The 24,368-nt window shown below is 50.2% G+C and carries 28 protein-coding genes; 10 read left to right on the forward strand and 18 right to left on the reverse strand.

Translation table 11 applies throughout. From position 1 onward, the window contains the following. Positions 1–69 precede the first annotated feature (69 nt). Positions 70–735 (forward strand): hypothetical protein, encoded by a 666-nt coding sequence (locus tag AACY98_RS09850; protein WP_339804627.1) that lies wholly within the window; start codon positions 70–72, stop codon positions 733–735. A 74-nt stretch (positions 736–809) separates the two neighbouring features. Here AACY98_RS09850 and AACY98_RS09855 read toward each other — a convergent pair whose 3' ends face one another. Continuing rightward, positions 810–1,130, reverse strand: a complete 321-nt coding sequence (locus AACY98_RS09855) for a DMT family transporter (protein WP_126980097.1) — start codon at positions 1,128–1,130, stop codon at positions 810–812. A gap of 252 nt (positions 1,131–1,382) precedes the next feature. Next, positions 1,383–2,171 carry a hypothetical protein gene (locus AACY98_RS09860; protein ID WP_339804630.1) on the reverse strand — a complete coding sequence of 263 codons (789 nt, stop codon included), beginning with the start codon at positions 2,169–2,171 and terminating at the stop codon, positions 1,383–1,385. Between the two features lie 129 nt (positions 2,172–2,300). Between AACY98_RS09860 and AACY98_RS09865 the strand changes: the two genes are divergently transcribed. Then, complete coding sequence (locus tag AACY98_RS09865) at positions 2,301–2,678, forward strand: hypothetical protein (protein ID WP_339804631.1); 378 nt, start codon at positions 2,301–2,303, stop codon at positions 2,676–2,678. Positions 2,679–2,755: 77 nt separating this feature from the next. Here AACY98_RS09865 and AACY98_RS09870 read toward each other — a convergent pair whose 3' ends face one another. Together AACY98_RS09870 and AACY98_RS09875 are read right to left on the reverse strand one after the other, a co-directional pair. Then, entirely contained in the window at positions 2,756–3,157 is a 402-nt protein-coding gene (locus AACY98_RS09870) for a hypothetical protein (protein WP_126980094.1), read from the reverse strand. A gap of 375 nt (positions 3,158–3,532) precedes the next feature. Continuing rightward, positions 3,533–4,111 carry a hypothetical protein gene (locus AACY98_RS09875; RefSeq protein ID WP_339804634.1) on the reverse strand — a complete coding sequence of 193 codons (579 nt, stop codon included), beginning with the start codon at positions 4,109–4,111 and terminating at the stop codon, positions 3,533–3,535. Between the two features lie 316 nt (positions 4,112–4,427). Between AACY98_RS09875 and AACY98_RS09880 the strand changes: the two genes are divergently transcribed. Together AACY98_RS09880 and AACY98_RS09885 are read left to right on the forward strand one after the other, a co-directional pair. After that, on the forward strand, positions 4,428–5,780 hold the full coding sequence (locus AACY98_RS09880) for a hypothetical protein (RefSeq protein WP_339804636.1): 1,353 nt from the start codon (positions 4,428–4,430) through the stop codon (positions 5,778–5,780). A 50-nt stretch (positions 5,781–5,830) separates the two neighbouring features. Continuing rightward, positions 5,831–6,562 carry a class I SAM-dependent methyltransferase gene (locus tag AACY98_RS09885; protein WP_339804638.1) on the forward strand — a complete coding sequence of 244 codons (732 nt, stop codon included), beginning with the start codon at positions 5,831–5,833 and terminating at the stop codon, positions 6,560–6,562. A gap of 68 nt (positions 6,563–6,630) precedes the next feature. On the opposite strand, the gene AACY98_RS09890 is transcribed toward AACY98_RS09885, so the two are convergent. Next, positions 6,631–7,044, reverse strand: coding sequence for an OsmC family protein (locus tag AACY98_RS09890; RefSeq protein WP_339804639.1), 414 nt, complete (start codon positions 7,042–7,044; stop codon positions 6,631–6,633). 229 nt (positions 7,045–7,273) lie between these two features. On the opposite strand from AACY98_RS09890, the gene AACY98_RS09895 reads away from it, so the two are divergent. The 3 genes from AACY98_RS09895 to AACY98_RS09905 all read left to right on the forward strand — a co-directional run bounded on the left by AACY98_RS09895 (position 7,274) and on the right by AACY98_RS09905 (position 9,122). Continuing rightward, positions 7,274–7,534, forward strand: coding sequence for a hypothetical protein (locus AACY98_RS09895; RefSeq protein WP_126980089.1), 261 nt, complete (start codon positions 7,274–7,276; stop codon positions 7,532–7,534). A 118-nt stretch (positions 7,535–7,652) separates the two neighbouring features. Then, positions 7,653–8,363: a hypothetical protein gene (locus AACY98_RS09900; RefSeq protein ID WP_339804642.1), complete on the forward strand. Its 711-nt coding sequence runs from the start codon at positions 7,653–7,655 to the stop codon at positions 8,361–8,363. Positions 8,364–8,423: 60 nt separating this feature from the next. Then, positions 8,424–9,122, forward strand: coding sequence for a hypothetical protein (locus AACY98_RS09905; RefSeq protein ID WP_339804644.1), 699 nt, complete (start codon positions 8,424–8,426; stop codon positions 9,120–9,122). Positions 9,123–9,209: 87 nt separating this feature from the next. Here AACY98_RS09905 and AACY98_RS09910 read toward each other — a convergent pair whose 3' ends face one another. Then, positions 9,210–9,851: a hypothetical protein gene (locus tag AACY98_RS09910; protein ID WP_339804646.1), complete on the reverse strand. Its 642-nt coding sequence runs from the start codon at positions 9,849–9,851 to the stop codon at positions 9,210–9,212. 165 nt (positions 9,852–10,016) lie between these two features. Between AACY98_RS09910 and AACY98_RS09915 the strand changes: the two genes are divergently transcribed. Then, positions 10,017–10,706, forward strand: coding sequence for a tetratricopeptide repeat protein (locus AACY98_RS09915; RefSeq protein WP_339804648.1), 690 nt, complete (start codon positions 10,017–10,019; stop codon positions 10,704–10,706). A 50-nt stretch (positions 10,707–10,756) separates the two neighbouring features. On the opposite strand, the gene AACY98_RS09920 is transcribed toward AACY98_RS09915, so the two are convergent. The 9 genes from AACY98_RS09920 to AACY98_RS09960 all read right to left on the reverse strand — a co-directional run bounded on the left by AACY98_RS09920 (position 10,757) and on the right by AACY98_RS09960 (position 17,428). Next, positions 10,757–11,248, reverse strand: a complete 492-nt coding sequence (locus AACY98_RS09920; protein ID WP_339804650.1) for a DUF2514 family protein — start codon at positions 11,246–11,248, stop codon at positions 10,757–10,759. A gap of 165 nt (positions 11,249–11,413) precedes the next feature. Then, positions 11,414–11,878, reverse strand: a complete 465-nt coding sequence (locus AACY98_RS09925) for a D-Ala-D-Ala carboxypeptidase family metallohydrolase (protein ID WP_339804652.1) — start codon at positions 11,876–11,878, stop codon at positions 11,414–11,416. Further along, complete coding sequence (locus AACY98_RS09930) at positions 11,875–12,201, reverse strand: hypothetical protein (protein WP_339804654.1); 327 nt, start codon at positions 12,199–12,201, stop codon at positions 11,875–11,877. Before AACY98_RS09930 ends, AACY98_RS09925 begins: the two co-directional genes overlap by 4 nt. 5 nt (positions 12,202–12,206) lie before the next feature. Then, on the reverse strand, positions 12,207–12,599 hold the full coding sequence (locus tag AACY98_RS09935; RefSeq protein WP_339804656.1) for a hypothetical protein: 393 nt from the start codon (positions 12,597–12,599) through the stop codon (positions 12,207–12,209). A gap of 142 nt (positions 12,600–12,741) precedes the next feature. Continuing rightward, positions 12,742–13,128 (reverse strand): GtrA family protein, encoded by a 387-nt coding sequence (locus AACY98_RS09940; RefSeq protein ID WP_339804658.1) that lies wholly within the window; start codon positions 13,126–13,128, stop codon positions 12,742–12,744. 38 nt (positions 13,129–13,166) lie between these two features. Further along, positions 13,167–14,282, reverse strand: coding sequence for an NTP transferase domain-containing protein (locus AACY98_RS09945; RefSeq protein WP_126980080.1), 1,116 nt, complete (start codon positions 14,280–14,282; stop codon positions 13,167–13,169). Between the two features lie 49 nt (positions 14,283–14,331). Then, positions 14,332–15,735 carry a hypothetical protein gene (locus AACY98_RS09950; protein ID WP_339804660.1) on the reverse strand — a complete coding sequence of 468 codons (1,404 nt, stop codon included), beginning with the start codon at positions 15,733–15,735 and terminating at the stop codon, positions 14,332–14,334. Positions 15,736–15,813: 78 nt separating this feature from the next. Next, complete coding sequence (locus tag AACY98_RS09955) at positions 15,814–16,602, reverse strand: hypothetical protein (protein WP_339804662.1); 789 nt, start codon at positions 16,600–16,602, stop codon at positions 15,814–15,816. Between the two features lie 10 nt (positions 16,603–16,612). Next, positions 16,613–17,428: a glycosyltransferase family 2 protein gene (locus tag AACY98_RS09960; RefSeq protein WP_339804664.1), complete on the reverse strand. Its 816-nt coding sequence runs from the start codon at positions 17,426–17,428 to the stop codon at positions 16,613–16,615. 201 nt (positions 17,429–17,629) lie between these two features. Between AACY98_RS09960 and AACY98_RS09965 the strand changes: the two genes are divergently transcribed. Next, positions 17,630–19,195 carry a hypothetical protein gene (locus tag AACY98_RS09965; protein WP_339804666.1) on the forward strand — a complete coding sequence of 522 codons (1,566 nt, stop codon included), beginning with the start codon at positions 17,630–17,632 and terminating at the stop codon, positions 19,193–19,195. Between the two features lie 55 nt (positions 19,196–19,250). On the opposite strand, the gene AACY98_RS09970 is transcribed toward AACY98_RS09965, so the two are convergent. The 3 genes from AACY98_RS09970 to AACY98_RS09980 form a co-directional block, all read right to left on the reverse strand. After that, complete coding sequence (locus AACY98_RS09970; RefSeq protein ID WP_339804668.1) at positions 19,251–20,828, reverse strand: hypothetical protein; 1,578 nt, start codon at positions 20,826–20,828, stop codon at positions 19,251–19,253. Between the two features lie 170 nt (positions 20,829–20,998). Beyond that, positions 20,999–21,829 (reverse strand): class I SAM-dependent methyltransferase, encoded by an 831-nt coding sequence (locus AACY98_RS09975; RefSeq protein WP_339804670.1) that lies wholly within the window; start codon positions 21,827–21,829, stop codon positions 20,999–21,001. Positions 21,830–21,857: 28 nt separating this feature from the next. After that, positions 21,858–23,381 (reverse strand): hypothetical protein, encoded by a 1,524-nt coding sequence (locus AACY98_RS09980; protein ID WP_339804672.1) that lies wholly within the window; start codon positions 23,379–23,381, stop codon positions 21,858–21,860. Between the two features lie 329 nt (positions 23,382–23,710). Here AACY98_RS09980 and AACY98_RS09985 point away from each other — a divergent pair, with 329 nt between their 5' ends. After that, complete coding sequence (locus AACY98_RS09985) at positions 23,711–24,316, forward strand: hypothetical protein (protein ID WP_339804674.1); 606 nt, start codon at positions 23,711–23,713, stop codon at positions 24,314–24,316. Positions 24,317–24,368: the final 52 nt, after the last annotated feature.

Raw genomic sequence — 24,368 nt, forward strand, 5'->3', positions numbered from 1 at the left:
TTTACCCTTTGGATTTGCCGGTACGGGGTTTAGTTGCACTACTTAACCTGGTGAGAATTAACCAAATCCTTGCCTTTGTTGCGCATCTTGATTCTCACCCTCACCGCCATAAACGCAGCTCTGCCATGGCACGCGTTTTATTTCTGTATTTTTGAGGAGATTGTTTTGAAATCAGACTGGATCATCCGCTGCTGCAAGTGGTATATTTTGTGCAGTATTTTGTTACTGAGTGGGTTCGTCCATGCCCGGCCATTGAGCCTATACGGTCTGACTCTGGGGGAAAAACTTGATCTGCCTGAATGTTCCCCTATGGCACGGATGGAGGATATACAGAAAACCTGTATCCAGAACAGTATGTTTCATCAGACTTTTGGCACGGTCAATGCACGCGGTGGCTCAGTGTTCTACCCTTGGAACTCTCCGCCGGGCATCGCCACCCATGACCCGGTTGACGTTTTCGTTGACGAACAGGGGCGTCTGCTCTGGCTGCGCTTCAGAACAAACGGCGTAGCAACTCAGGAAAAAGTGTTGTCTGAATTGATTGCTCAATTTGGGGAACCCACTGAGCGTCTTCACGCCCGCGATCTTCTTCAGTACGGATTGCCTATCGGACCGGAATCACTGTTTGCCATATGGGAAAGAGACGACGCACGTATCACCTTTATCGGACAAAGCCGGAGCGGTCGTTTAGGCAGCGTCATGCTCACTGATCGCCGTATTATTCCAGACGAGTAAAACCGGCACTTATGCATACACAGCATCAGCCCCGTGCTGCGTATGCAGGCCAGGTCCTGGCGCAGCCCAACGTTTCAGGAGCTGGAGGAGACCTTCATCAGCACCAGACCGCTGACGATCAGCAGCGCGGCCAGCACACGCATAAGGGTGAGCTGCTCGTGAAACACGATCACGCCCACAATGAATGCACCCACTGCGCCAATGCCGGTCCAGATGGTGTACGCGGTACCCAGCGGCAGGCTGCGCATGGCCAGCGCCAGAAAGTAAAAGCTCACCACCATGAACACCACGGTCACGATGGAAGGGGTTAGTTTGGTGAAGCTGTGCGATTCTTTCATGAAGGTTGCCCAGACAACCTCGGAAACGCCGGCAATCAGCAGATAAAACCAGGCCATGGATAACTCCTTGACTCAGGCCGTCCTGCATGCTGTGTGATGCCACAAGGGTCGTCCCCTGTGGGGGGTTAGAGATGGAAATGGTAGCAAGCTGCCAGCAAATAATTTCTGCCGGCAAACGCCCGTACGGCTCCCGCAATACCGGCTGCATGTATTGCCGGTATTGTGATCATACCGTAGCTCTTATTTTAACACAGGGCCATTAATCCATGGCAGCCCATGCCCATCATCCCCAGGGCGTGTGCACATGCCCTAGTCTGCGCTGTAAAGGTCCCGCACTTCGGTGCCCTGCTCATTCTCAATCAACACCAGGGTATCGACCCCGCCGCCAAAAAACAGTTCCACCGTCAGTTTTTGCGGACCCGCCCAGGTGTATGTGACCGATACTTCTTCCTGGCTGCGGTCTTCATCGTCTTGCAGGCGTGAGACTTCTGGCTTTAAATACTGGCCATTGCCGTTTTCAAGCGTGCGTTGCCGATAGTCGGCATACGCCTGCAACAGGTCGATACCTGCATACCGGCAAGCGGTGCCGCCGTCGTAGCCGTCATACTGCCCGTTTTCGTCGTAATAGATCAGCCGTTCACAACCCTGCGCACCGTGGGCCGCCGCAATGGGGGTGTAGACCATCACCCACCCGGTGTCCAGGATTTCATAGCGGAAAACAGCCGATTCAATATCCTGTTCATTCACCCGGTACGCCTGTTCCATCAGCACGACCCAGTCGCCTTCCTGTACCTGAAGAAATGCGTTGCCTGCATCCAGCGCATAGACTTGCTGCTCCGACTGGCCTATGTATACCCAGTCGGTTGTGCCGTCAGAATCACCATACGCCAGCGGAGATAAACGCAGCACACTGCCGTCTGATTTACGCGTGAGCACCATCTCCGCACTGTTGCAACCGGGTTGTACCTGTTCGCACTGCGATGCCAGTTCAATGACATACGATGTGGTTAGCCATGTGGGCGTCTGCGCCACAGCCGGCGCGCCGGCAAACAACAGCATACCTGCGCATAAAAAGATCATCCATGTGTTTTTCAGCATGGCATTGATTTTAATTTCAAATTTGAAAAGTGCGTAAATAACGGCCAGCCGAAACAGGCCCGCCCTGTACATGGCGGCGGATACGGCTAAAATTCAGCCTTCTGTCTGCTAAGAAACCAAGGAACCGCTGTGAACCATGATCAAGTGATGCTGGGCTACTATATTGCGCTGTTTGCCGTGCTGCCGCTGGCCTTCCTTGTTTTTCTTTACCTGATGGTGCACGTGCTGAAAAAGGTGAATACGCTCAACCTTCCGCCCAGCACAACCGTCGTTGGCGGGCAGGTTTTTATCAGGTCAATTCCTGCCATCGTGGTACTGATCATCCTGACCATACCGGTGTTTTATTTTAGCCACCTGGTCAAGCAGGAGGATTACTGCAAAACAGTGATTGCGGTGAACCACATCACCTCCCGGGACAACCGCATGCTGCAAGAGCGTTGCAGCAGTTTTGATATTGGAAAACTGATTGAAGAGGTCAACCAGCAGGCTGCACAGGCAACACAATAGTCTGAGCAGGCCATGGCCCGTGCAGATGCAAAAGCAAGGCAGATGTAACGCCTGCCCGGAAGTCTATGCCAATCAGTTTAACGGGCCGGGCGTGTCAGCAGGTTCATGCCTGCCCCGATGAATTTGCAGGCTGTGGAAACACAGAGCATGGCAAACAGAAAAAAGGCCACCAGCGCCACCATTACCGCGAGCCCCCGGCCAATGACCAGTGCAGGGATATCCTGGGTTTCGTGCAGCAGTGGCTGATCGGCCAGCCAATTGATTATGGTGTTGATCAACACGTTGCCTTCCATCAGGTAGTAGGCCAGATAAAGTTCTCTGAGGATATAAAAAATCAGCACCGCCCCCACCAGAACCAGCGCAGCGCCAAACAATGACCGCAGCCAGGAAAAAGACCAGTTAAAGCTCCACGAACGGGTACTCTCCAACTGCATCTGCTCCAGCAGCTCCTGTTGTGAAATGGTTTTGGCTGGCTCCATGCGGGTCATGCTCCTGTGGTATTGAATGTCATGTCTGGCGGCTGACACCAGCCTGCCTTACGGCTCTGAATGCCATCATGCCAGAAAGCAGCAGATTTTCAGGTGAAAACCGGGGCTACCGCTCGGATACTGTGTTTTGCCCCAGGCAGGCCAATGCTGCGGGTATATCCGGTGCAACATCACGGCCTTATGGACGAGGCAAACTAACCACTATAGCAGGTTCGCAGGCAATGCACCGCCATCACACATGGAGCCTGTGCCTGTTGGCTGCTTCATCACCGGGCGGGCAGGTGCCGCCCGGTTATACAAACCGCTGCAAAGCAGTATCTGTGCGTTGCAACAGCATGGCTGGCATTGCTGCCTGTTTACGCCAGGTTACACCGGAGCGGCGGGATCAAAACCTGGAATGCTTTTCAGCCAGATGACGATAAACCCGGCTTTAGAGGCACCATCGTCCCCATTGAACAGCACGCCAATACCCGGCTCCAGCTCCCACTTGGCTTCAATGGCGCCGCTGGCCGCGTTGGGGCCGGAGCTTAAGGCAACCCGGTTCAGTGACTGCGGTTTGCCAAAACGCGTTGTCAACTGTTGCAGGATCTGTTCCTGCGCTGTGGCTTCGGTAAATACCAGCAGATGCACCAGCTCACCCTGCTGGTTCAGGCTGCCCATCATCAGCGCGTCGGTATACGGCAATGGTTTTTCGGCCGGAGGAAAAGCAATACCGACCATTTCTGTAGGCATTGAACCCAGGGCCGTATTGTCACGCAGGTGCCTTTGCATGCACAGCTTGGGCACATTGCCCAGCGCCTCGTAAAGGTGCTGCGTCTCTTCATCGATGGCACAGTCGGGCAGATTCAGTGGTTTACCCAGCGTTAATCCGAACAAGTCGGGTGTTTCAGCCCGTGCCACCACGGCTGCGCACACCCATACCAGAACAAGGAACAGTTTTTTCATGACCACACCCCTTGATATCACGGCTATAAGTAACGCCCTTTATTTTGCCTGAAAACATGTATTTTAGGGTTAAGATATATCAAAACAGACAATTTCCCTGCCGGCCTGCATTAAAAAGAGGCGATGCAGCGGATGCCGCCTCCCTGATGGAACAGAGAATAGGACTTGTGGTTAGCAAATTCTGAGAAATCAGCCACTTTAACTTCCTAAGGCCTTAAACAGATTCACCAGGAACAGAAGAATTTTTTCTCTGTCATAAAATGCAGTTCAATAACCATGGCAATGAAAATATGACCCCGGACGAAGAAAGAGCCGCATGAACCGCCACACGTCAACACACAGACCATCCCCACAGCGCAAGAAAAAATCTGGTTTTACTGTGCTGCCATTGCTGCTGGCAGCGCTTTCTCTGTCTTTGTGGTCCCGCGCTCGCAGAAATGCACCTGATAAAACGGATGAACAGCCGAAAGAACCACCGGACAGCGATCAAACTGCTTCCGTTCAGCAGAGCGAGACCGGACCATCCAGCTCAAATGAAAACACAGAACAGGAAGATGCATCAACCTCGCCTCCGATCCCCATGCACCATCTGGAAGGTGTTCTGGTATGGGTTCAAAAGCGGATATGGCCTCTGGGCGCATCCACGCTGGCTTTGTCGGCGCTTTCACTCTTTCTGTATTCTGTACTGCTCAATTCACCGGTCAATATCACTTCGCCGTCGATGATTGCTGCACTGCCGGTGATATTTGCCCTGACCATTGTTTTGGAAATATTTCTGGTGCTGTTGGTACTGTCCCCCACAGCACTTTTATTCATACCGCCCAATAAAGATAAAAAAGCATTCATCCATCAATTTCGTAAAAAACAGAATACAAAAATACCAAGTCAATGGTTACTGTCTTCGCTGGCAATTGTTTTTTTATTATTGATCGCTTTATTTGGTGCTACTCAGTTTTTCCAGAAAAATAGCTTTTTGGCTTCAATAGCAGTTATTGCAGCTTGTATAGTGGCACATATCGCATTCATGTCGGGATGGGGAACAGAATCCTCTCATACCCAATGGAGTTGGAAAAATTTCCAGAACCTGTCAACAGATTATTGGCTGACATTGATTTACGTAGCCGTGCTCCAGCTCCTTCTGAATCTGACTGCCATTCAAATTTCCATTCAAATCGTAGTGGACTGGAAATTTAACGATCTCCTGCTACTTCTTTTTGCATCACTTTTTTCGATTTTTATCGTACTGATTATTGGCGTATTTCAACTCATTACTATCAAAGTTGCTGTCAATGAAAATTTTTATGAAAAACTTAAATCCCAAAAATCTGTAACCACCTTTCTGTTTGGCTTGCTTTTTGTCTTTACTGCTTTTCTGGGCGCGTACTGCATTGACGCCATTTTCAGGCAAACCGCCTCCGGCGGGCGCAAATGCGTTCAACTGACATGGGTACAAGATACAGCCACGGGCGTGCCTTCTGTGCCTTCCGCTCTTGTCAATCCGGACAACACAGCCATAAGCCAGCCTCTGCGAATCCTGCTGCAAGCTGATGGAGATTATCAGATTGAGCTGATTGGGGATACTTCCAAAACTGTTTATTTTGTGCCCCGTACCCGCGTTGCAGCGCTGGCAAGCTGCCCGTCCACCGCCGCGCAAAAGGTGCAGGAGTAATTTCAGCTCAAGCCCCATTCCACCGCTGGGGCTGCTGGTAAAATCTTGTTATGAAAGAGAACAAATACGATGACCCGCAGTTTTTCAGCCAGTACAGCCAGATGTCACGATCGGTCCAGGGGCTGGAGGGTGCGGGCGAGTGGCATGCGTTCAGGCAGTTGTTTCCTGAGCTGAAGGGTAAGCGCGTGCTGGACATGGGGTGCGGCTTTGGCTGGCACTGCCAGTATGCGGCACAGCAAGGCGCACAGTCGGTGATCGGCACCGATATTTCGGACAACATGCTGCGCGAGGCACGCCGGAAAAATGCCTTCCCCAATGTGCAGTATGAACGCGTTGCAATGGAGGATATTGACTTTCCGGATGCCTCGTTTGACGTGGTGATCAGTTCACTGGCGTTTCATTACGTAGCGTCATTTGATGATATTTGCGCCAGGGTGTACCAGCTGTTAACGCCGGGAGGTGATTTGGTTTTTTCGGTGGAGCATCCGGTGTTCACGGCCCAGGGCACGCAGAACTGGTATGACGATGCACAAGGCAGGCACCTGCACTGGCCGGTAGACCGCTACTTTAGCGAAGGCTTACGCCAATCCCGTTTCCTGGGGCAAGAGGTTACCAAATACCATAAGACGCTGACCACCTACATCAACGCGCTGCTGCAAACCGGCTTTCGGCTCACGGCACTGGTTGAGCCTGAGCCCGACCCCAGGCTGCTGGCACAGCACCCTGAATATCAGGATGAACTGCGCCGCCCGATGTTTTTGCTGCTGTCTGTCAGAAAATAAAGCACGCTGCCTTACCGGCCATGCGCTGCAATATCCTGGCCGACCCTGACCTACCTACGCACGGCAGCTTACTTCACCATCAGCGTGGTGTTGATGGAGATGGTACCTGTCAGCAGTTTATGAATCGGGCACTGGTCGGCAATTTCCAGCAGGCGCTGGCGTTGTTCTGCGTCGAGCTTGCCGGTAAATGCAATGGTCCGGTTGAGCTGGAGCTGCGCAGGCTCAGGAGCCAGCTGTTCGTTGTCCACCTCCACGGTTACGTCAATTCCCTCCAGCGGCCAGTTTTTGCGCTTGGCATACATGGCAACCGTGATGGATGTGCAGGCTGCCAGTGAAGAGCTCAGCAGTTCGTGCGGTGTCGGGCCGGTATCACCCCCGCCCAGATCCGATGGCACATCAGCCACCCACTGGTGAGTACCTGATGACAGGGTGGTCTGATATGCGAGTTGCCCCAGATGGGCCTTGATGACAGATTCGCTCATGATCAATGGCTCCTGACGTTAAAGTAAGCAGCATTGCATTGCTCTGCTGCGCGAATTTGATTGATTTATGAATGATTGTGCCCATATTAGCATGAATCAAAAAACACGCGCTGCCGGAATATGGATCGGTTTCTTTTTATACTAGTGTCATAAATATATTGTTATGCAATACCTATATTGAATGGGCCCAGCCTCTAAGGCATGAATAAACCCTTGATCAGGACAGAATATGCAGAAATACAAAATAGGAGATGAAATGGCCAGCAAGTACAAAGGCTCAGGACACGTGCTGGCCGCAGTGACCAACGGCCGGGTGGTCGGGCTGGTGTATATTCATGATGTTTTGCCTGACTATGATGATTCCTCCAGCATGCATGACCTTAAGATTGCCGCCAACGACCCTAAAATGAGCCCCGTTGTAAGCGAGCTCAATGCGCTGGGGCACGTGTATGTCGGCATTTGCTCGGCATGGGAGCTGATGGTGCTGTAGCCTAGCTCTCAACGGATGCCAGCGCCTTGACATACCCGACCTTCCCCACCCAGAACGCTTGCGTCAACCTGGCAAAGCCGATAAAGTTCACTGAAATAATCAGTGGAGGCTACGCACCGTGCATGACAATACGTTGAAGCGTTTTAAGGATGTCACAGAAACACTCAACACCATGGAAACCAGGTTCCGCACCCTGCATCATGCTTTTCTTCAAGCACAGGGCCAGTGCGAAGAATCCCTGCAGGGTTATCTTGCCCGCCATGCCGCACAGGAAGCATTCGGCACACCGGCCGATGTGCAAACCATTGAACAGGCGCAGCATTATGCGGCTGTTCCGTTTCCGGCAGACCTTGTCAGTTTTTACCGCAAAACCGGTTCGCTGCACGGTGGCAGGCATCTGAACAACCTCACCATTTTCTCGCCTGAATCTGTGCTGGAGCGCACCCGCAGCGACAGCCCTTATGCCCACTCAATCGGCCTGCTGGACACGATTCACTATTTATGGGACCACCTCAGAGAGGCTGAGTCCATGGACAGCTACACCGCGATGATGAGCCAGGAGGAATATGACAAGCTGAACCGCAGCTACATGGCTGTGGGCTACTGGTGCGAATCTATGGATGACGGCCAAGAGGATGGAGACATGCAGCAGTGCATCTTTTACGACCGGCAGGGGCTATTTCGCACGGTATTTGTCAATTTACTGGATGAGTATTTTGATATTGCCCAAAAGATCGAGCACAGTGCAGAAGCTTGTACCTGGGACGAGATCATGAACCACGCCCTTGATGAGGCGCTGGCGGCACGCTTAACATCGCCCAGGTTATAGTGAAGCGCGTTGCATTCATTCAAAAAAACCAGATACCCTTACCCGTGAAGGAACCGCACCATGCACGACACTACGTTGAACCGTTTTAAAGAGGTTGCTGAAACATTCAACGCACTGGAAATTGATTCACGCACCATGTCTCATCCGCTGTTGCAAAAAAATGGCAACTGTGATGAGCCTTTGCAGGAATATATCAGGCGCTATGCCAAGCTGGCCAAATTCGGTACGCCGACAAGCGCACAGGCCATCGAGCAGGCGCAGCGCTACGCCGCCATTGCGTTTCCGGCAGCGCTTGCCAGCTTTTATCAGCAGGTAGGCGCATTCATCGGTAACGAGCATTTGTGCGACCTGACCATTTACCGCATTGACACGGTGCCTGAACGCGCCCGCGATGAATGGCCGCCTTATGAGCGCTTTTACTCGTTCGGCCTGCTGGACACAATCAATCTGGCATGGGGCAACAGCAGAGATGAATTTAAAATCGGCAGTGATACTGCCATTGTGAGCCAGCAGGAATACGACATCCTGAACCAGAACTACATGGTCGTCGGTTATTGGGCACACCCGCCGGGAGCCGATGCCTGCACCTACATCTTTTACGATAAGCAGGGTTTGTTTGGCACGATATATGTCGACCAGGATGAGTTTGACATTTTCCACCTGCTAGAGAAAAGCACCGCCGCCCAGACCTGGGACGAAGTGATGAACTATGCGCTTGATGAGGTTCTGAAACAGCGCTTTGCCATACCGATGATCTAAGCAGCCATCAAACCGGCTGATATGCAATGGCGCACAGGCCACCTTCCAGCCTGCTAAACAGGCCATGGTACTGGTGCGCCTTGTCAATCAGTCAATGACAATCTGAAATTGAGACATGAACATATCACGCAATTCTTCAGGTGTTTGACTGCGCTGCCTATACACTTCAGAAACGATGTAGCTGCTCAATTCACCCATAATCTGGAACTGCATTTTTCCCGATAAATTGTCATGTTCATTTGAAACTCTTTGTTCAAGGTAACTCTTGAAAAAATCTGTCAAACCCTGCTGAGACATGCCTTCATCACGCATCATCGCAGCCCCCTGCATCATCTGCCCTATCCCCAACGTCATCTGGTTCAAGCCTGTTTGGATTCCATCCTTCTGCTGTGAACACAATTGCAGAAAATCAGGCCTGCTCTGTGGATGCAGCTCCCACAAATAGACCCCGCGGCTCACTCCCATCATATAGAATACACGTTCCTGCCGTGAAATACCGGAAGGCACCAGTTGCTCAACCATCTGTTCAAGTGATATGTTCCGGCTGACCATGTCATACGCCTGCGAATTGAGTGTGCTGATTTGCTGGCAGTTCACATGCAGAGGCGGTATGTTGCCCTGGGCATAAGCGGCATTTCTCAGCAGCAGTAAAAACAGCAGCCCCGTCACTGCCACAGATAAACGCAGCGCCCTTGTCACCATATTGGTCATCATATATTTTTCAGTCATAAAGCCACTTGCCCTCCCAAAGCCAGAACGCCCGGCATTTCAAGGCGCTCCAAACAAGAGCTGATTATACATTCAGCGTTAATACGCCCCAGCGCTTCAGCTTGCTTTTTGGCATGCCATGCTTTACCATCTGGCCGAATACCGAAACCCCTCACAGGACGTGCCATGCTGAAAAAATACATCGTGAGTTTGCTACTGTTACTGGGTGTCACCTTCGCGTGCGCGCAGGAATATGGGCACTACGACCTTAAAAAAATACTGGTGACTTCACCAACGTCTGAGGGAAATGCCTATGCCGTGGATATGCAGTATCTGGACCAGATACTCAACGACCTGGCCAGCCACGCACTGAGCTACCCCACCCGGTTTGACACACCACAAGACAAACAGCGTGCAACAACTGATGTCAAAACCATCGGTGCCATATTCGACATTCTGCTGGACAGGCCGGAACCGGATGCTGGCCTGCTGCGGCGCGCCGGCATGTTTTACAGCATCGGACATAACCTGGACATTGCCGACTCTGCGCATAAAGCGGATATGACATTTCAGCGCCTGCTGAGCAACTTTCCCGATGACCCGCAGGGCAACTACATGTACGGCAATTTTCTGGCCGGTAGCGGTCAATCACAAAAAGCCGTGACCTTTCTGGAAAAGGCCCTGAGTCTGGGCATCACAGATGCCAACTATTCACTCGGGCTGAATTGCCTGATGCTGGGCGATACGCCCAAAGCACTGACCTATCTGCAACGCTACCAGCAGCAAAACCCCGACCATCCGCACATTGCAGACCTGATTGAGGCCATTGAAGAAGGCCGCTATGAAATGAAAACAGAAGAAGTGCCTGCCTTATGACCGCAGCACACGCGCCCATAGCGCCGCTGCACAAATCTGCTTGTGGCGCATCACTCTTCGTGCAAGCGGGCGTTGTAAAACCCGTTACACGTCAGTAAGTGGTTTCGAGTTGTGTCAGCGTATTGTGCATAGACTCCCGCCAGCCGGTCAGATTCTTCAAGCAGCTCGGTAAGCACTCGGATGGTGTGGGCGGCGGCAGTGCAATTGCCGGCAGCGGATCCACCGGCAGCCTGACGTACACGGGCGAGTTCTGCGCGCACCCCGTCACGCTCAGCAACAGCGCCGTCACGCTCAACCATAATCTGCTGCAGCCTTTGCTCGTTTTCATATCGCTCCACTTCTTTAAGATCCAGTTCACGCTGTCTTTCCTGCTGCATCTGTGCCTGTTGCTGCAACTTGTACTGCTCAAACGCCAGCGTGATCCGGTCGGTCTGATTGTGCGCAGCTTCCAGTCGCCATGTCTGCACCGCTGCCCACAGCAACAGCCCGGCCATGGCAAGCACCACGGCCAGCTCAGGCAGATATTTTTTGATGAAATTCATCTGCACGCCCTCATCTGCACACCCGGCTTTATTTACGCTTAACTTTGTGCCAAAAACTTTTCCACCCGCTGTAAATGGCCTGCCCGAATCCAGGGTTCTTCACCTGTACACCGACACCAATGAAAAAGAACAGCACACATACAAGCACTGCGGCAATTGCATCCATCACACACCTCCTGTTTCAATTTTTCGGATACCGGGCACATACCCCACACCACGTCGCCACGAAAGCACCTGCTGCCGCATTCTGCTGCCAATGCCTAGGTGCACCCAATCGGTCGCCCCCTGTTCAAAAATGAGCTGGTCAAACCGGATGCCGCTGCGCTCAATGGCCTGGCAGACCTCCTGCACACTCTGGCCCTGAACCGTAAAGTCTGCCGCCAGCCCTTGGGCATGGTCAGACGTTGCCACACCGCCCACCGCTTGATTGAGCGCGGCGGAACGATAACCACTTGAAACCAGAAGCGGCACCTTGAATAAGGCCCTGACCTCCTCCAGCGATTTCGCCAGTTGCATCAGGTTTTGCAAATGCGCAATATCAGGCTGGTTGTTGATCTGCAGGCGTTCGGCTGTGGCTGAGCGGGTAAACTCGCTGAGCCGGAAATGCGGGCTGAGGTGCATATTGCTCATTCATCCTCTCCAAAGGTTTCAGGATCAAAAATCTGCGTATCAAACTCCTGACCGCCTTTATGTGCGTACTGGCGCCATGCCGGTGCACCATCCACCAGCAGCCAGATCACGCTCCCCACCAAGGCCAGGCTGCCAACGCCCTGCAATGTACTGCTCAAATACGGCTGGCAACCGGCAACCGATGCGCACAAGATCAATGCCGTGTATTTGAAACGCGGCCGCAAGCGGCTGCCACACAGATTCAGCCGGAACACGGAAATGGCAATCACGCCAAAACACAGAATGCCTGTGACCAGCGCCGTTAGATAATAAAACGTTGTCATCGCTGTCATTCCTTTCCATCCATCTTGCGGTCAACGAACAGCTTCACTTTTTGCACAAACCACTCGCCGATCTTGTACCAGTCATCCCCAATCAGCCCAATGATCAGCGCCACCGGCGCCACCAGCCAGTCTGCCTCCACACTGGGAATAAAGCCGGCGGCTATTTTGGAAATACCGGCCGTCAGCAAAACAGCGGTAAAAACCACCCGTACAAAATAAAACAATGCGCTTGCCTTACCTTTAGGCTCCCTTCTGCCCAGCGACCAACCCGCCCCGGTTGCAGCGGCAAAAGCAATCAGGATATAAGGCCCGATAATGGCCGCCATGGACGGCCCGAAAATAGAGGCCGCCATAATCACAAATAACTGCATCACATCCGTCTGGTTGTTTGTATCCATCTTTTCTCCTCTTACGTATGTGATGTTAGACGCCGATAGCACTTTTATGTGAATGGTTGAATAGCCAAATCATGGCTGGCAAAGGCAAGAAAAAGCCACCTGAAGAGGTGGCTTGCATATTGATTGATATGAGCTGGCCTTTTTATTTTTTAAGAATCACAAGCTTAAAAAATGTCGAGTTGATGACAAAGGAAAGCGCTGTGATCAGCAGTTTGCTCAACAGCTCATTCACGCCGTAATCCACCAGCCCCTTGACCATTGCCGAATAGATCAGGATGACAATAAACTGGTAGACATACCAGGTAATGTATTTTTTTAATGAAATGCGATGCGCTGCAAACAGATAGCGGCCTGACAAAAACCAGACCACAATGACGGATACGACCGAGCTGATGGCATTGGCGTAAAACGGGGAAAGCTGTATGGCCCAGATTAAAAAAGCGTACAGTGCAATATCGAGCAGCACTGCGCATATGCTGGAAAAAGCATAACGCATCAGATAATCAATCAGCTGGCGCAAATTCATCATCAGTGAACCACATCACTTCCGCACATGAATTCTGTACATTATTTACGGTATTTCTCAAGCGCCTGTTCAGGCGAAAGATGAATGAATTCATCCGGATGCATGGCCTTGTCATCCACATAAAACCCGAACCGCGCATACGGCTTGCCAAACCGTATGCCATGATAAGGCACCTGATGCACTTCAAGCCAGTCCATCGTTGTTTGCCCGACCTCGGCCACAATGCGGGCCTCGTTGTTCTGGAATGTTTCCATACGGCGTGATGTATAGATAATGATCTCCCACCCGGCCCGCTCAAACTCCCTGAGCCTCATGATCACGGGCCGGTTTGGCTTTTTCATAGCGTAAGACACGCCCGGCTCGTCTATGGTGATGGTATTGTCCAGATCCACCACCAGCACGGGCGCCAGGTTTTCAACCGCAAGCTGCTTGACATCCACTTCCCAGAACGCTTCAAGCTGTTGCGGCGTTCCCATGGGTTTGAACAGGCTGACACGATCCATCAGCACACATTCCCCCGCATCCAGATATGTCTGATACAGCGGGGCCACGTAATACTCGCCCTGTTGGGTTTGGGTCTGGGGCTGCGCCAGGGCATGCAGCGCACGCTCGCAGAAAAGTGCTGCATCTTTAAAGTAATAAAGCCCGACAGATGCCCACTCGGAAATGCGCTCTTTTTCCCGCACCTGAAGCACCTGATCATGCTCGTCGACCTCACAAAACGACCATGAATCCCCCTGTGCCTGCGCACAGGGAATAATGCCCTGCACCTGCGGATCGTTCATTTTGCCTAGCAGCGTCTGGCTTTCAAAATACGTGTCGCAGTTATAGATGACAACGGAACTCTCAGGCAGAATATGCTCAAAAGCAAAACTTGCTGTCTCAAGCTGGCCTCTTGTCAGCGCGTCAATCTCCAGCCAGACCACCGATGAAAACGGATAGTGCATGGCAATTTTCTGCTCCATTTTCTCTTTGACCCGGTGTTTCTTTTGCGTGATGAGCACCAGCCGGTCCTGCCCGCAGATTGGCAGTGAGCGTAAAGACCACTCCAACAAAGTAGAGCCATACAGCTCGATCATCGCCTTGGGCAAGGTGCCAAAAGAATCACGGAACCGGCTTCCCTCGCCGGCAGCACACAAAATATACGTTACAGCCATCAGCTTTCCTTAGCGCTTCATACGCCTTTCATCTATGACAAAATTCTTTTCAGGTGGTTGAGAAGCGGTAAAGCTCCATCGCACGAATCAACTGCCTGTGCATTCTGAGCTCATCCTCTGCATGCAGCGGCATCATGCTCAGAAACAGGCTGCCTTCATACAGGCGTAAACGTTTAACAGATATATTGCGCTTTTTCAGGTAGTCCAAAAACGTCTGCTCCAGCAGCACCACTCCCGGCACATGTGCATCCTTTAAACCCAGAGTCAGATCACGCTGCATCACCACATCCATCATGTCGTAGACCATCAGGTCATAATGCCCCAGGAATGAATGGCTCAGCTTGGCCAGGTCGTACCACGCAGGCATATAGTCATCTTCTGCCTGCGGTGAGACACGACCTCTGGGGTCGATGAGCTTGATGTACTCTTTGGTACTGTCAAACAAAATGTTGGAGAAAAACAGATCCCCATGAGAAAACACCAGCGTATCCTCTTTATGCTGCTCTATATCCTTTTGCAGCGCTGCAACATACAGATCGGCAAAATGCGCTACAGAACCCATACCGTTCATCTGGCACATCACATCCATTTTGGGTACACAGGTATGTTGCAACAACATGTCCACACGCTTTTTCAGCTTGTCGACAAACAAGGCTTCAGCCCGGCGGGCGTAAACCTCCTCCCCCACTTTTTGCGCCGGGCAACTTTGCAGGTATTGATCCAACAGGCTCATTAACAGCTCGCCGTCATGCCGGTTGGCAAATACCCCGTTCAGTAAAGATTTAGCCACATCCAGGCAGGGAACCGCCTCAATTTCATAACCACTGCGGTCTGCCTCCATCACCAGATCGCCCACCTGCGGAAAATAAGGCCGAACCGGGGCCGGAAGCTGCCTGAAAAAATCATACTCAGCCTGCATTTTCTCCACGACAGATGAAAGCTTTAAAAAGAACACATTGCGACTGGGCTGCAATGAATTAAAGTAGCGCAGGGAAAAGCCGCTGCCAAATAGCCGCAACGCCGTTGCCGTGTGCCCCAGATTCGCAATCTGGTCATCGCCGGCTTGCACCCGTGCTGGCTCTGAGGATTCCAACGTTGCTTCCATCAACTGCTGATAGGTCATGCAGGCTGCAACAAACCGGGCTGGCTGGTCAGCAGTCTGATTGGAGTACTTCTCCACAAACAAGGGAATATCCGTTTGCATGGCCTTATGGAACAGGTTATCCACCCAATCCAGATCCAGTGGATAGTAGGCAAAGTTGTAAATCACCACCTTTTCATCGTCTTCCGGCAACCGGGTCTGCGCCTGCAATACCTTCATGCACAAAGCCTGCACCTCGCTCCACTTTGAAGGACACGCGGCATCCGCATACAAAAAGCGGCTATGCTCAAATGCAGGAATGCTCTCTACAAGCCCGCCATATGTGCGTTGCCCCAGGCGCAATTTACGCACATCCTTTGTATGTAAGACACTGCTTACGAACGAGTTGGGCAAAAGTTGGGGAAAAAATATGCAAATCATCTCATCAACTCAATCTCTAAAAGAACATGCCTGACGGTCTTTTTTAAGCCAGCGCACAATACTCAGCATGACCAAAAGTACGGCTGCCACATAAACAACCAGCATCAGACAGTTATAAACCTGTGTCGCATTAACACCCAGCGCTATGCCAAAGCTGCCGCCCACCCGGTTGATGATGACAGCAACGGCATCCCCGCTGACAGGGATAACCAATGCAACAGCCATCCACTCGAACACCCAACCGATAACGGATAAAGACAACACCATGCTGATCGTGCCCTTTTTCTCCCAGGGCAGCTTGTTGAGGTTTTGGCGCAATTGATAAGACTGCCTTAAAAACCAGGCATCTTTCCTGTTGACCCGATTCAGCTCCAGAAGATTGCGCTCCAACCGCCTCAAAATAGGAGACAGCGCAAACATGATGCCCCACATCAACGCAAGCAACAGCAGCAAAGCAAAAAACAGAATGCGTGAATCCGACAGTGTGGTAAAGAAGAATATCACCACAACCAGAATGAATGCGTCAAAAATGCGAACCAATATCAAAGCCAGCAGCGTTGGCACTGCCTTGCTGCGATCCTTGTAAGCACAAAGAACAATGACGGTGAGCTCATACACAAAGACTCCAACCAGATAGCCCAGCGCCGCCCCTACAAAATGAATCGTATTGGTGCGAAACAAAGAAGGACGCAATACCCCCAGACTGATATACAACCGCGCTGCACGCACAGCCGTTGCCACCAGCATGAACAGTAGAGCAAATCCCCAGCACACCCACAATGAAAGCTGCTGTTCCATCAGATACTCTTTACAATGCAGAACTTGTCTCAGCCAGAGAACCGGCCAGAGGAATAGACTGGGACGTATATTGCGGTTTACTGGGCTGGTGTATGCTTGAGAAAAGCGTTTGCGAATCCCGCATATACTGCCATGTCAGCCCCAGCAGACGCCACCCCTGGCGGAAAATCTTGGCATTTGAAACCTGGTCATCCTCCCGCCACGTCAATGGGAAAAACTTCATCGGCACCTTTTTCCAGATGCTGTAGTACAGCATATATACGTTGAACGTCAGGTCATCCGGGAAACCCATGTAAAACCGGGGCTGCAAAAACCGGGCGCTGTACATGTTCAGCCCGGACCCCATATCCAGCACCTGAGCGCGCGTCACCAGCGAAATCATCTTGTTAAACGCGACATTGCCAACCGTTCTGAAAGTTGAATACCCCTCCAGGACTGAACCTTTAGCAAACCGGGCCCCCAACAGATTATCGTATTGCTCGTACTCCTGACGCTCCAGCAACGGCAGCAAATCCTGTATGCTGCCCTGGTCATCGCCGTGCAACACCACCAGGTAATCATGTCCTTGTTCAAGGCAATAATTAAACGCCACCTTATGAGAGCCACCCAGACTGTAATTTTCATCATTTCTCAGCAACGTGGTTTTACACCCCTGAATCTGCTGCAGCCCCTTTTGGGCTGCCTCCAGTGTTCCATCAGGGCTGCGGTTCTCAACCACCACAATTTCACTGAAATGTTTGGCAACTTCGGGTGGAAACTGATTCAACACCCGCCCGATTTGCGCTTCGCACCGATAAGCAGGAATAAAAACCATGATATTTGGCATAAAAGCACCGTCTCCTCGCAGCTACGTGAATAGGCAGATTCACTGTCAAGTAAATGATTATAGCGTTGCAGCACCACCTTTTTGAATATACAAGCGCCTTTATATTTTGATCTGCAGAATCGGTATAATCTTTTCTTCATATTGAAACACCTTGCGGCTTAAGCTCCACTTGGAGCACATCATCCCGACATACCAGAAATTATGCGACTGCGAACATGGTTATCAGACACTATTCATAAAAAAGCACTGTTCATTGCTTTGGTTCACTGGTATGTCACCTTTTTCTTTGAAAAAGACCTGTTCATACGCTCTACGCTCGAGAGCAAAACCTTCACCGTAGCCAAAATCATCGTCATATTCAGCTTCTGGCAAATTGCAGCCTACATGTTCAGGCGGTACAAGCGCGAAGCCGACTACCGCCGCTTTATCCATTTTTCCGCTATTTACTTTCTCTTTTCAATGGTCGTGCTGCTGATGATATGGCCCGGAAATTGGGGCTGGGAAAAAATGGGGCTCATCGGCGTTGTCAGAAACTTTGAACAATATGCATGGCACCATTACCTGATGATATGGTTCTATTACTACGCCACGCTGCTTTTGCCAAGCCCGGTAAGTGTCATCATTCTCCAACTGGCATGCCTGTCACTGATTGTTGGCTATTTTGTCTACTCTGTATCTGAGACAATCCATCGCAGCAAGCTGGCATGGCTGGCTTACATTCCATTTATCTTCCCGTCAGTCCTGGCGCAAAACTACTTTCCGCTGCGGGCAACCCTCTTTGCTTATATTGTCCTGCTTTTACTTGTCATTTTAATCAAATCAATCAGCCGACAAAAAAACGTTACCTCCAAGCTGTTCATTGCGCTATCCATACTCACTGCCCTTATCTCCACCATTCGCGGTGAAGGTGTCTACTTTCTGGTTGCCATTCCAATTCTGTTTATTATCATTTTTTGGAAAACCTCAACCCGGTTCCAAAAAACACTTTTCCCGATACTTACAGCCATTCTCTTCCTGATTGTCAATTACCCGCAATCCAAAATCATGGGGCCAATTGACCATCAGAAATACATTCTGACCACTTACACCGAACCTTTGGGGTCCTTAGTCAACAAGGCAATGCAGGACAACAGGCCCGACTTGATAGAAGACATTGACAAATACCTTCGTGTTTCCAACTTCAAAGACGTCAGTGGTGCCTATGCATACTGGCACACCGATCTGATCAGGGAAGGCTTTTATGAAGCCGACAAAACCGATTTATATCGCGCACTTCTCAAACTGATTTACACATACCCGGACGTATTCATCAAAGACCGGTGGGCAACCTTTCAATTTGGCCAAACGCCAATCGTTGTGACAGAAACGGTCGGGTACACCGCCGGCTCAGCCCCATCTGAAGTTTATGACACTGTTTTCAAAGGCGGGCTTTCTGACTATCTTTCACCGAAAACAAGAGACAGAACGCTCCAATTCATTGCCCTGCAAACCAGCAAAACGGCACGGGCATTTTTTCATAACATATTGATTCCACTTGGGCTTATCGTATTTTTGTCGCTTGTTTTACTGATACTGAAGCAATACAAGACCCTTCTATGTGTCATATGCCCCCTGCCCATGGCAGTCCTGGCATTTCTCGCAGCACAAACCGGATTCTTCATGTATTACTTTTCAGTTTACTTGTTTGGATATGCAGCCTTTTTTGTTGCAGCCATCTTGATGATCTACAAAATGACTAAGATGATACGCTTGTCCTCCAGAGCCTGACCTGAAAAGGCACCATATTGATTGAAATAATTTGACAGACTTTAAAATAGCTTTTCTACAATAACTGCACTAACTTGCCAGAAAAAAACGAACTATGACTTGCTGAGAGTTTCACACCAGCAGTCAATATTACTTGGAGAAAATGCAATGTAATAACATCTCCTTCGTCAAGCTGCTCTAACCACTCTCCTGTAATCATGCAAGATCCATCACTTCTGGTAGCAGAAAATAAATACCTTGAACCTGTATTAACTCCATTTTTGAGCAAATCAATTCGCATAAAAGGGGCTGCGATAGCCGTGCCAGAGACACCAGAAAAATAAAGCGCTGATTTAAAATCATAAATCCCCGCAACAGGAGCGGTAAATCGCCCGTCAGAATACCCGGAGCCCATATTGAAATTAACAGTGGTTAATCCGGTTACCTGGGTTAATGACTCATAAGCAATTGTTTGTACTACCCCACCCGTGACACAAAATGCAACTTTAGGCGCATTGAGACAAACCCATCCATCCCTACCTGTCGAATCCGGATCAGTCATATTGGCATCTACCGTGTTCTGCCACAATGTCACACCGTCAGCACCCAGCAGCACAGATCCTTTAGGATATCCCCCAATCTCTGCGCAAAACTCCTGGTTGAAAGGTACACTGATCCCAGCATTGACATTTCTCTGCATTTGGCTGATACCCTCACGCAAAGTCTGGCTCACTTGCATCTGGCCCTGTGCACCAATCTCCAGACCGTCTCCTAAGAGCACATTGACACCATCCACATTCACTTCAATACCCACGCCTGGCTTAACAGTCAGGTTACCATCCTCGTCATAACGCAATCCATCTCCAATATAAATCGTCACTTCTGTACCCCCTCCCATCTCAAGATTAGCAATACGCCTCATTAAATTACTCAGCAAGCCCCGTAAATCAATCAGAATAGCGGCATTCCTGTTAATCGCATTCAGCAGCTCTGTTTTCAGCCGCAGTTGGGCTTGTGCATCAAAATCAAGCCCATCGCCGGGCTTAACCACAATGGCACTGTTATATGCTCCCAACCCATCACCGATGAGCAAACTGACACCCGCTGCATTACTGATAATGCCCATATTCGCATTGACCATCAGCATGTGTTGCTCAGTGATCAGTCCATCCCCTACTTTGACAGCCTGCGGCAATCCACCTGCATCAAACCCCAGCAATGCATTTTTTCTCTGGCTGACAGACGGCAGTACAAACTCACCCTCATCAGCCTCAGGCAACTTGACTGCCCGCCCAGCCTCATACACAAGCTCCTGTGCAATCATCGTAAGCTTATCCAGCGCCGTTTCATGCTGTTTGGCAGGAAAAATGTCTCCCTGCACATAATTCACCAGTTGGGTTACAGGCACTTTGCGTAAAATTGTCAGCATTTTGCCCGCAGCCAAAGGTTGCGCCAGTTCGACTTGGCCATCACCAGCCTCTGTCGCAATAACATGATAATCAACGTCTGGCGCCAGACAAACTTCATTTGCTGCGTCTACCACTACCACATGCAAATGCTCGCTTTCCAAAAAAGGAAATCCAACGGCAAACACGGTAGAAATGTCATCGCCCCTGTAAGGCCCGACCTGGCTGCTGCTTGTACTGACGGTCATCCTCTATCCTCTTTTCTATACCCTGTGTGCTACAGAATCAGAGGTTAGCAGGAGCGTGATGATTGATGTGAACGATCATCAATTTAAGAAACAGAATGAACCATTCTTGGTGCAAAAAAATAAGCCATCCGAATTTTCGAATGGCTCCTTCAAACTATTTCAACTCAATGCTAAAGAACACGTACCGCTGCTTGGTAATGGCTGGCTGTATAAGCTATAAATTCAAACTTGATTTCTGTTTGCTCGACAAACTCATGCCATGCTTTCGCCTCATGTTCTTGCCAGCCGGGGTAATTGAAGTACTCATCAAACTCAATGACTGTTCCGCTAACAATTCGCCCTTTAAGGGCATTAAATACATCTATTGTGCTCGCGTATAAATCACAGTCAATATGAATAAATTTTGCCGGCCCTTTAACTTCTGCTAAAAATCCTGGTAACGTTTCTGAAAACAGGCCTTTATGTAACTTACAATTATTTCGAAATTCAAGTGCTTGCCCTGTCGTGTCGAATCTTCCCTGTGGAAAACCTTCTACCCAATTTTCAGGAAGCCCTGTAAACGTATCAAATCCATGAACAACTTCATCCGGAAATTTATCAGCAATAAAGTTCAATGACCTCCCCTGATAAACACCAAACTCGGCTATAAAACCATCCACATGCGCTTGGTCGAGTGCATAGTTGATGGTCTCAAACTTATCATAAAAGTACTTCGCATTTTGAATATACTTTGTCGCATAGGCTGCTGATTCCTCTGCAGCCAATACACTTTTTCTGTAGATCAAATTCATCCGGACATCATCAAGAGCCGCAATCAATTCTTCTCTACTAGGCCGCTCAGGAACTCCAGCTAATAATTCAGAATTAGATTTTTGAATTTTTTCGAAATAGGTATCAAAAAACCTATGCAGATCAGACTGAGGGTCACTGACTAGTTCATGAAAAATCTGGTTAGCATGCCTTAAACGCCGTCTCTTTAGATACTCTCTAATAATTTTCACTTTATCTCCAACATGCCATAAAAACCAGTTAATCTATCCGCCACACTTTCACTCTGCACGGCGCTGAAGTTGTTGCAGATGTGGGTGAAGTAAACAAATTACCAGTCCCGCCGGCAGAACCAAACAAACTATTACTGCCTGTTTGAATCACAATATTATCATTAAATTGAGCCGCAACAACACCAATTCCGCCTGCGCCTGTAAGTTGAGAGAACGAAATTGGACTCCATTCTCCTTTATCATAAAGCTCAATCTGACATGTTACATAATGCTCTGGAAAGGGGTTGGGGGAAGTATAACGGTTATTAAATGATATTGTTGCCGGATTCGCTGCACTCCCACCATTCGGATAAATAATTGCAAAGCGGTCTGATAAATATTGTGCTAATCCATCTTCATTCACCACCCTGATCCATCCATTGGCGCTACCTGAATTCGGGTCTGTCATATTGGCATCCACTGTGCTTTGCCACAAAGTCACCCCATCAGCGCCCAACAACACCGCCCCTTTGGAATAACCTCCGATTTCTGCGCACAAATCCTGGTTAAAAGGAAAAGTTGTGCCTGCTGTTACCTGGGTCATCTGCCCACTCAACTGGCTCACACCTTCACGCAAAGCCTGGCTCACCTGCACCTGGCCCTGATTACCGGTCTCCAGTCCCTCACCCAGAATCACGCTCACGCCATCAGCATCCACCTGAATGCCCAGCCCCGGTTTCACGGTCAGCCGTCCCTGTGCATCGTACCTGATGCCGTCACCAATATATATAGCCACTTCGCCCCCCTCTCCTGTTTCAAGATCCTCTACACGCTGCGTCAAATGCGCAATCAGCCCTTTCAGTTCGATAATGCTTGCACTGCCGGAGCTGACCGATTTGATCAGTTCCTCCTGCACCTGTGCTCTGGCCTGCTCGTCAAACTCAAGCCCCTTACCCAGCTTCACAACCACCGCGTTGTCAAACATGCCCAGCCCGTCGCCAATCAGCACACTCACACCGGCTTCATTACTGACAATCCCCATGCCTGGTTTTACCATCAGCATTTGTTCTGCCAGTTTCAGCCCACTGCCAATCGTCACGCTTTCAGGTAACCCCTGTCCGTCAAATCCCAGCAGCTTGTTTTTGCGGTCATTCAGAGCAGGTAATTCAACAGGCTGCTGCTCCTCACCATCGGTTGTTTTCACGGCGCGGTCTACGCCATCTTTAAGCTGCTGCGCAATCATGGTCAGTTTATCCAGCGCCATTTCGTGGCTTTCTGCCGGAAAAGCATCTCCCTGCACATAATCAGCCAGTTGTGTCACCGGCACTTCGCGGCGAATCATCAGTGCTTGCCCAACAACCAAAGGCTGCGACAAGTGAATGCGTCCTTCCGACTGCCCTACGCCTGCCACGGTATAGTCACGCCCCAGCACCAGCACGGTTTTGTGCTGCTCCTGTTCATACCATACGTGCAGATGTGCAGCATCCAGAAATCGGAAATTCACCGCAAACACAGCCGTTACACCATCGCCCTCATACGGCCCGGCTTTACAAATGTCGGTGGTTACAGTCATGGCATATCCTCATTCATCTTCGCTCCTCTATGCTACGGGGGTTAGCTTACGAGACCTGGTGCCGCTAATGTGAACGCCTCTTGCATTGCCTACGCCTGCCACATCAGCCAGCCACATCAATTCGCTCAATATTTCCATATCAGTTTAGTACAGCCTAAACTCATGTGTTAACATATTTCTTCCCTTTTATTCACAAAATCCCTGCATGCCATACACCACGTGTATGCAGTGCAAGGCTATTGATTTGTATGAAACAAACTGCCTGCACCCGCTCCACTATCAGACGCCTATTTCTTTACCTGCTGATTCTTTTTTGCAGCTCCACGGCCATGGCGCAACAAACCCCGCGCGTCACGCTCTACGGCTTGACCTTAGGTGAAAAATTAACGCTGCCAAACTGTCAGCTCCCCGCACGGCTTGCCAATGCACGTGCCCTTCAAATATTGCCCACCATCCGCACCACCTGTGTCATTGAACACCTAAGCACATCAGAAAAAGGTGCATATAACAATGTCATTGTGCGAAAAGTCATTGCATTACCAGCCGACTGGCCTTTCCCATGGCTAGATTACAATTTCATCATGGCTGAGCTTGACCCCCAAAGCGGTACCATCATTGGCCTGGGTGCCGGAACCCGTGGCATTGCTGTACAAGAAGAGGTAGTACATGCCCTTACCATGCAACTCGGGCCACCATCATCTTTAACCGACGGTACAGATAATCCACTCATGGTGGCATCCCCCGGCTCAATAGAAGCCCAATGGCTGTTCAACCGAAGTGGCATCAGCATCACTTTCACTGGAGAAGCCGGAGAATCTGCCAATAACCGTACCGGCATGATTCACATAACCATGAAACCACCGCAAAGAGCACAGCCGCCTGCATCAGCGCCGTACCGCTATGCCCCAACAGGTATACCTTTCAGGTCTTACTGATACCCACCTGAAAGTACCTTTACATGGTCATGAACAACCTCTAACGCTTCTC

Source organism: Saezia sanguinis (assembly GCF_963921665.1).
GTDB classification, from domain to species: Bacteria; Pseudomonadota; Gammaproteobacteria; order Burkholderiales; family Burkholderiaceae_C; genus Saezia; species Saezia sanguinis.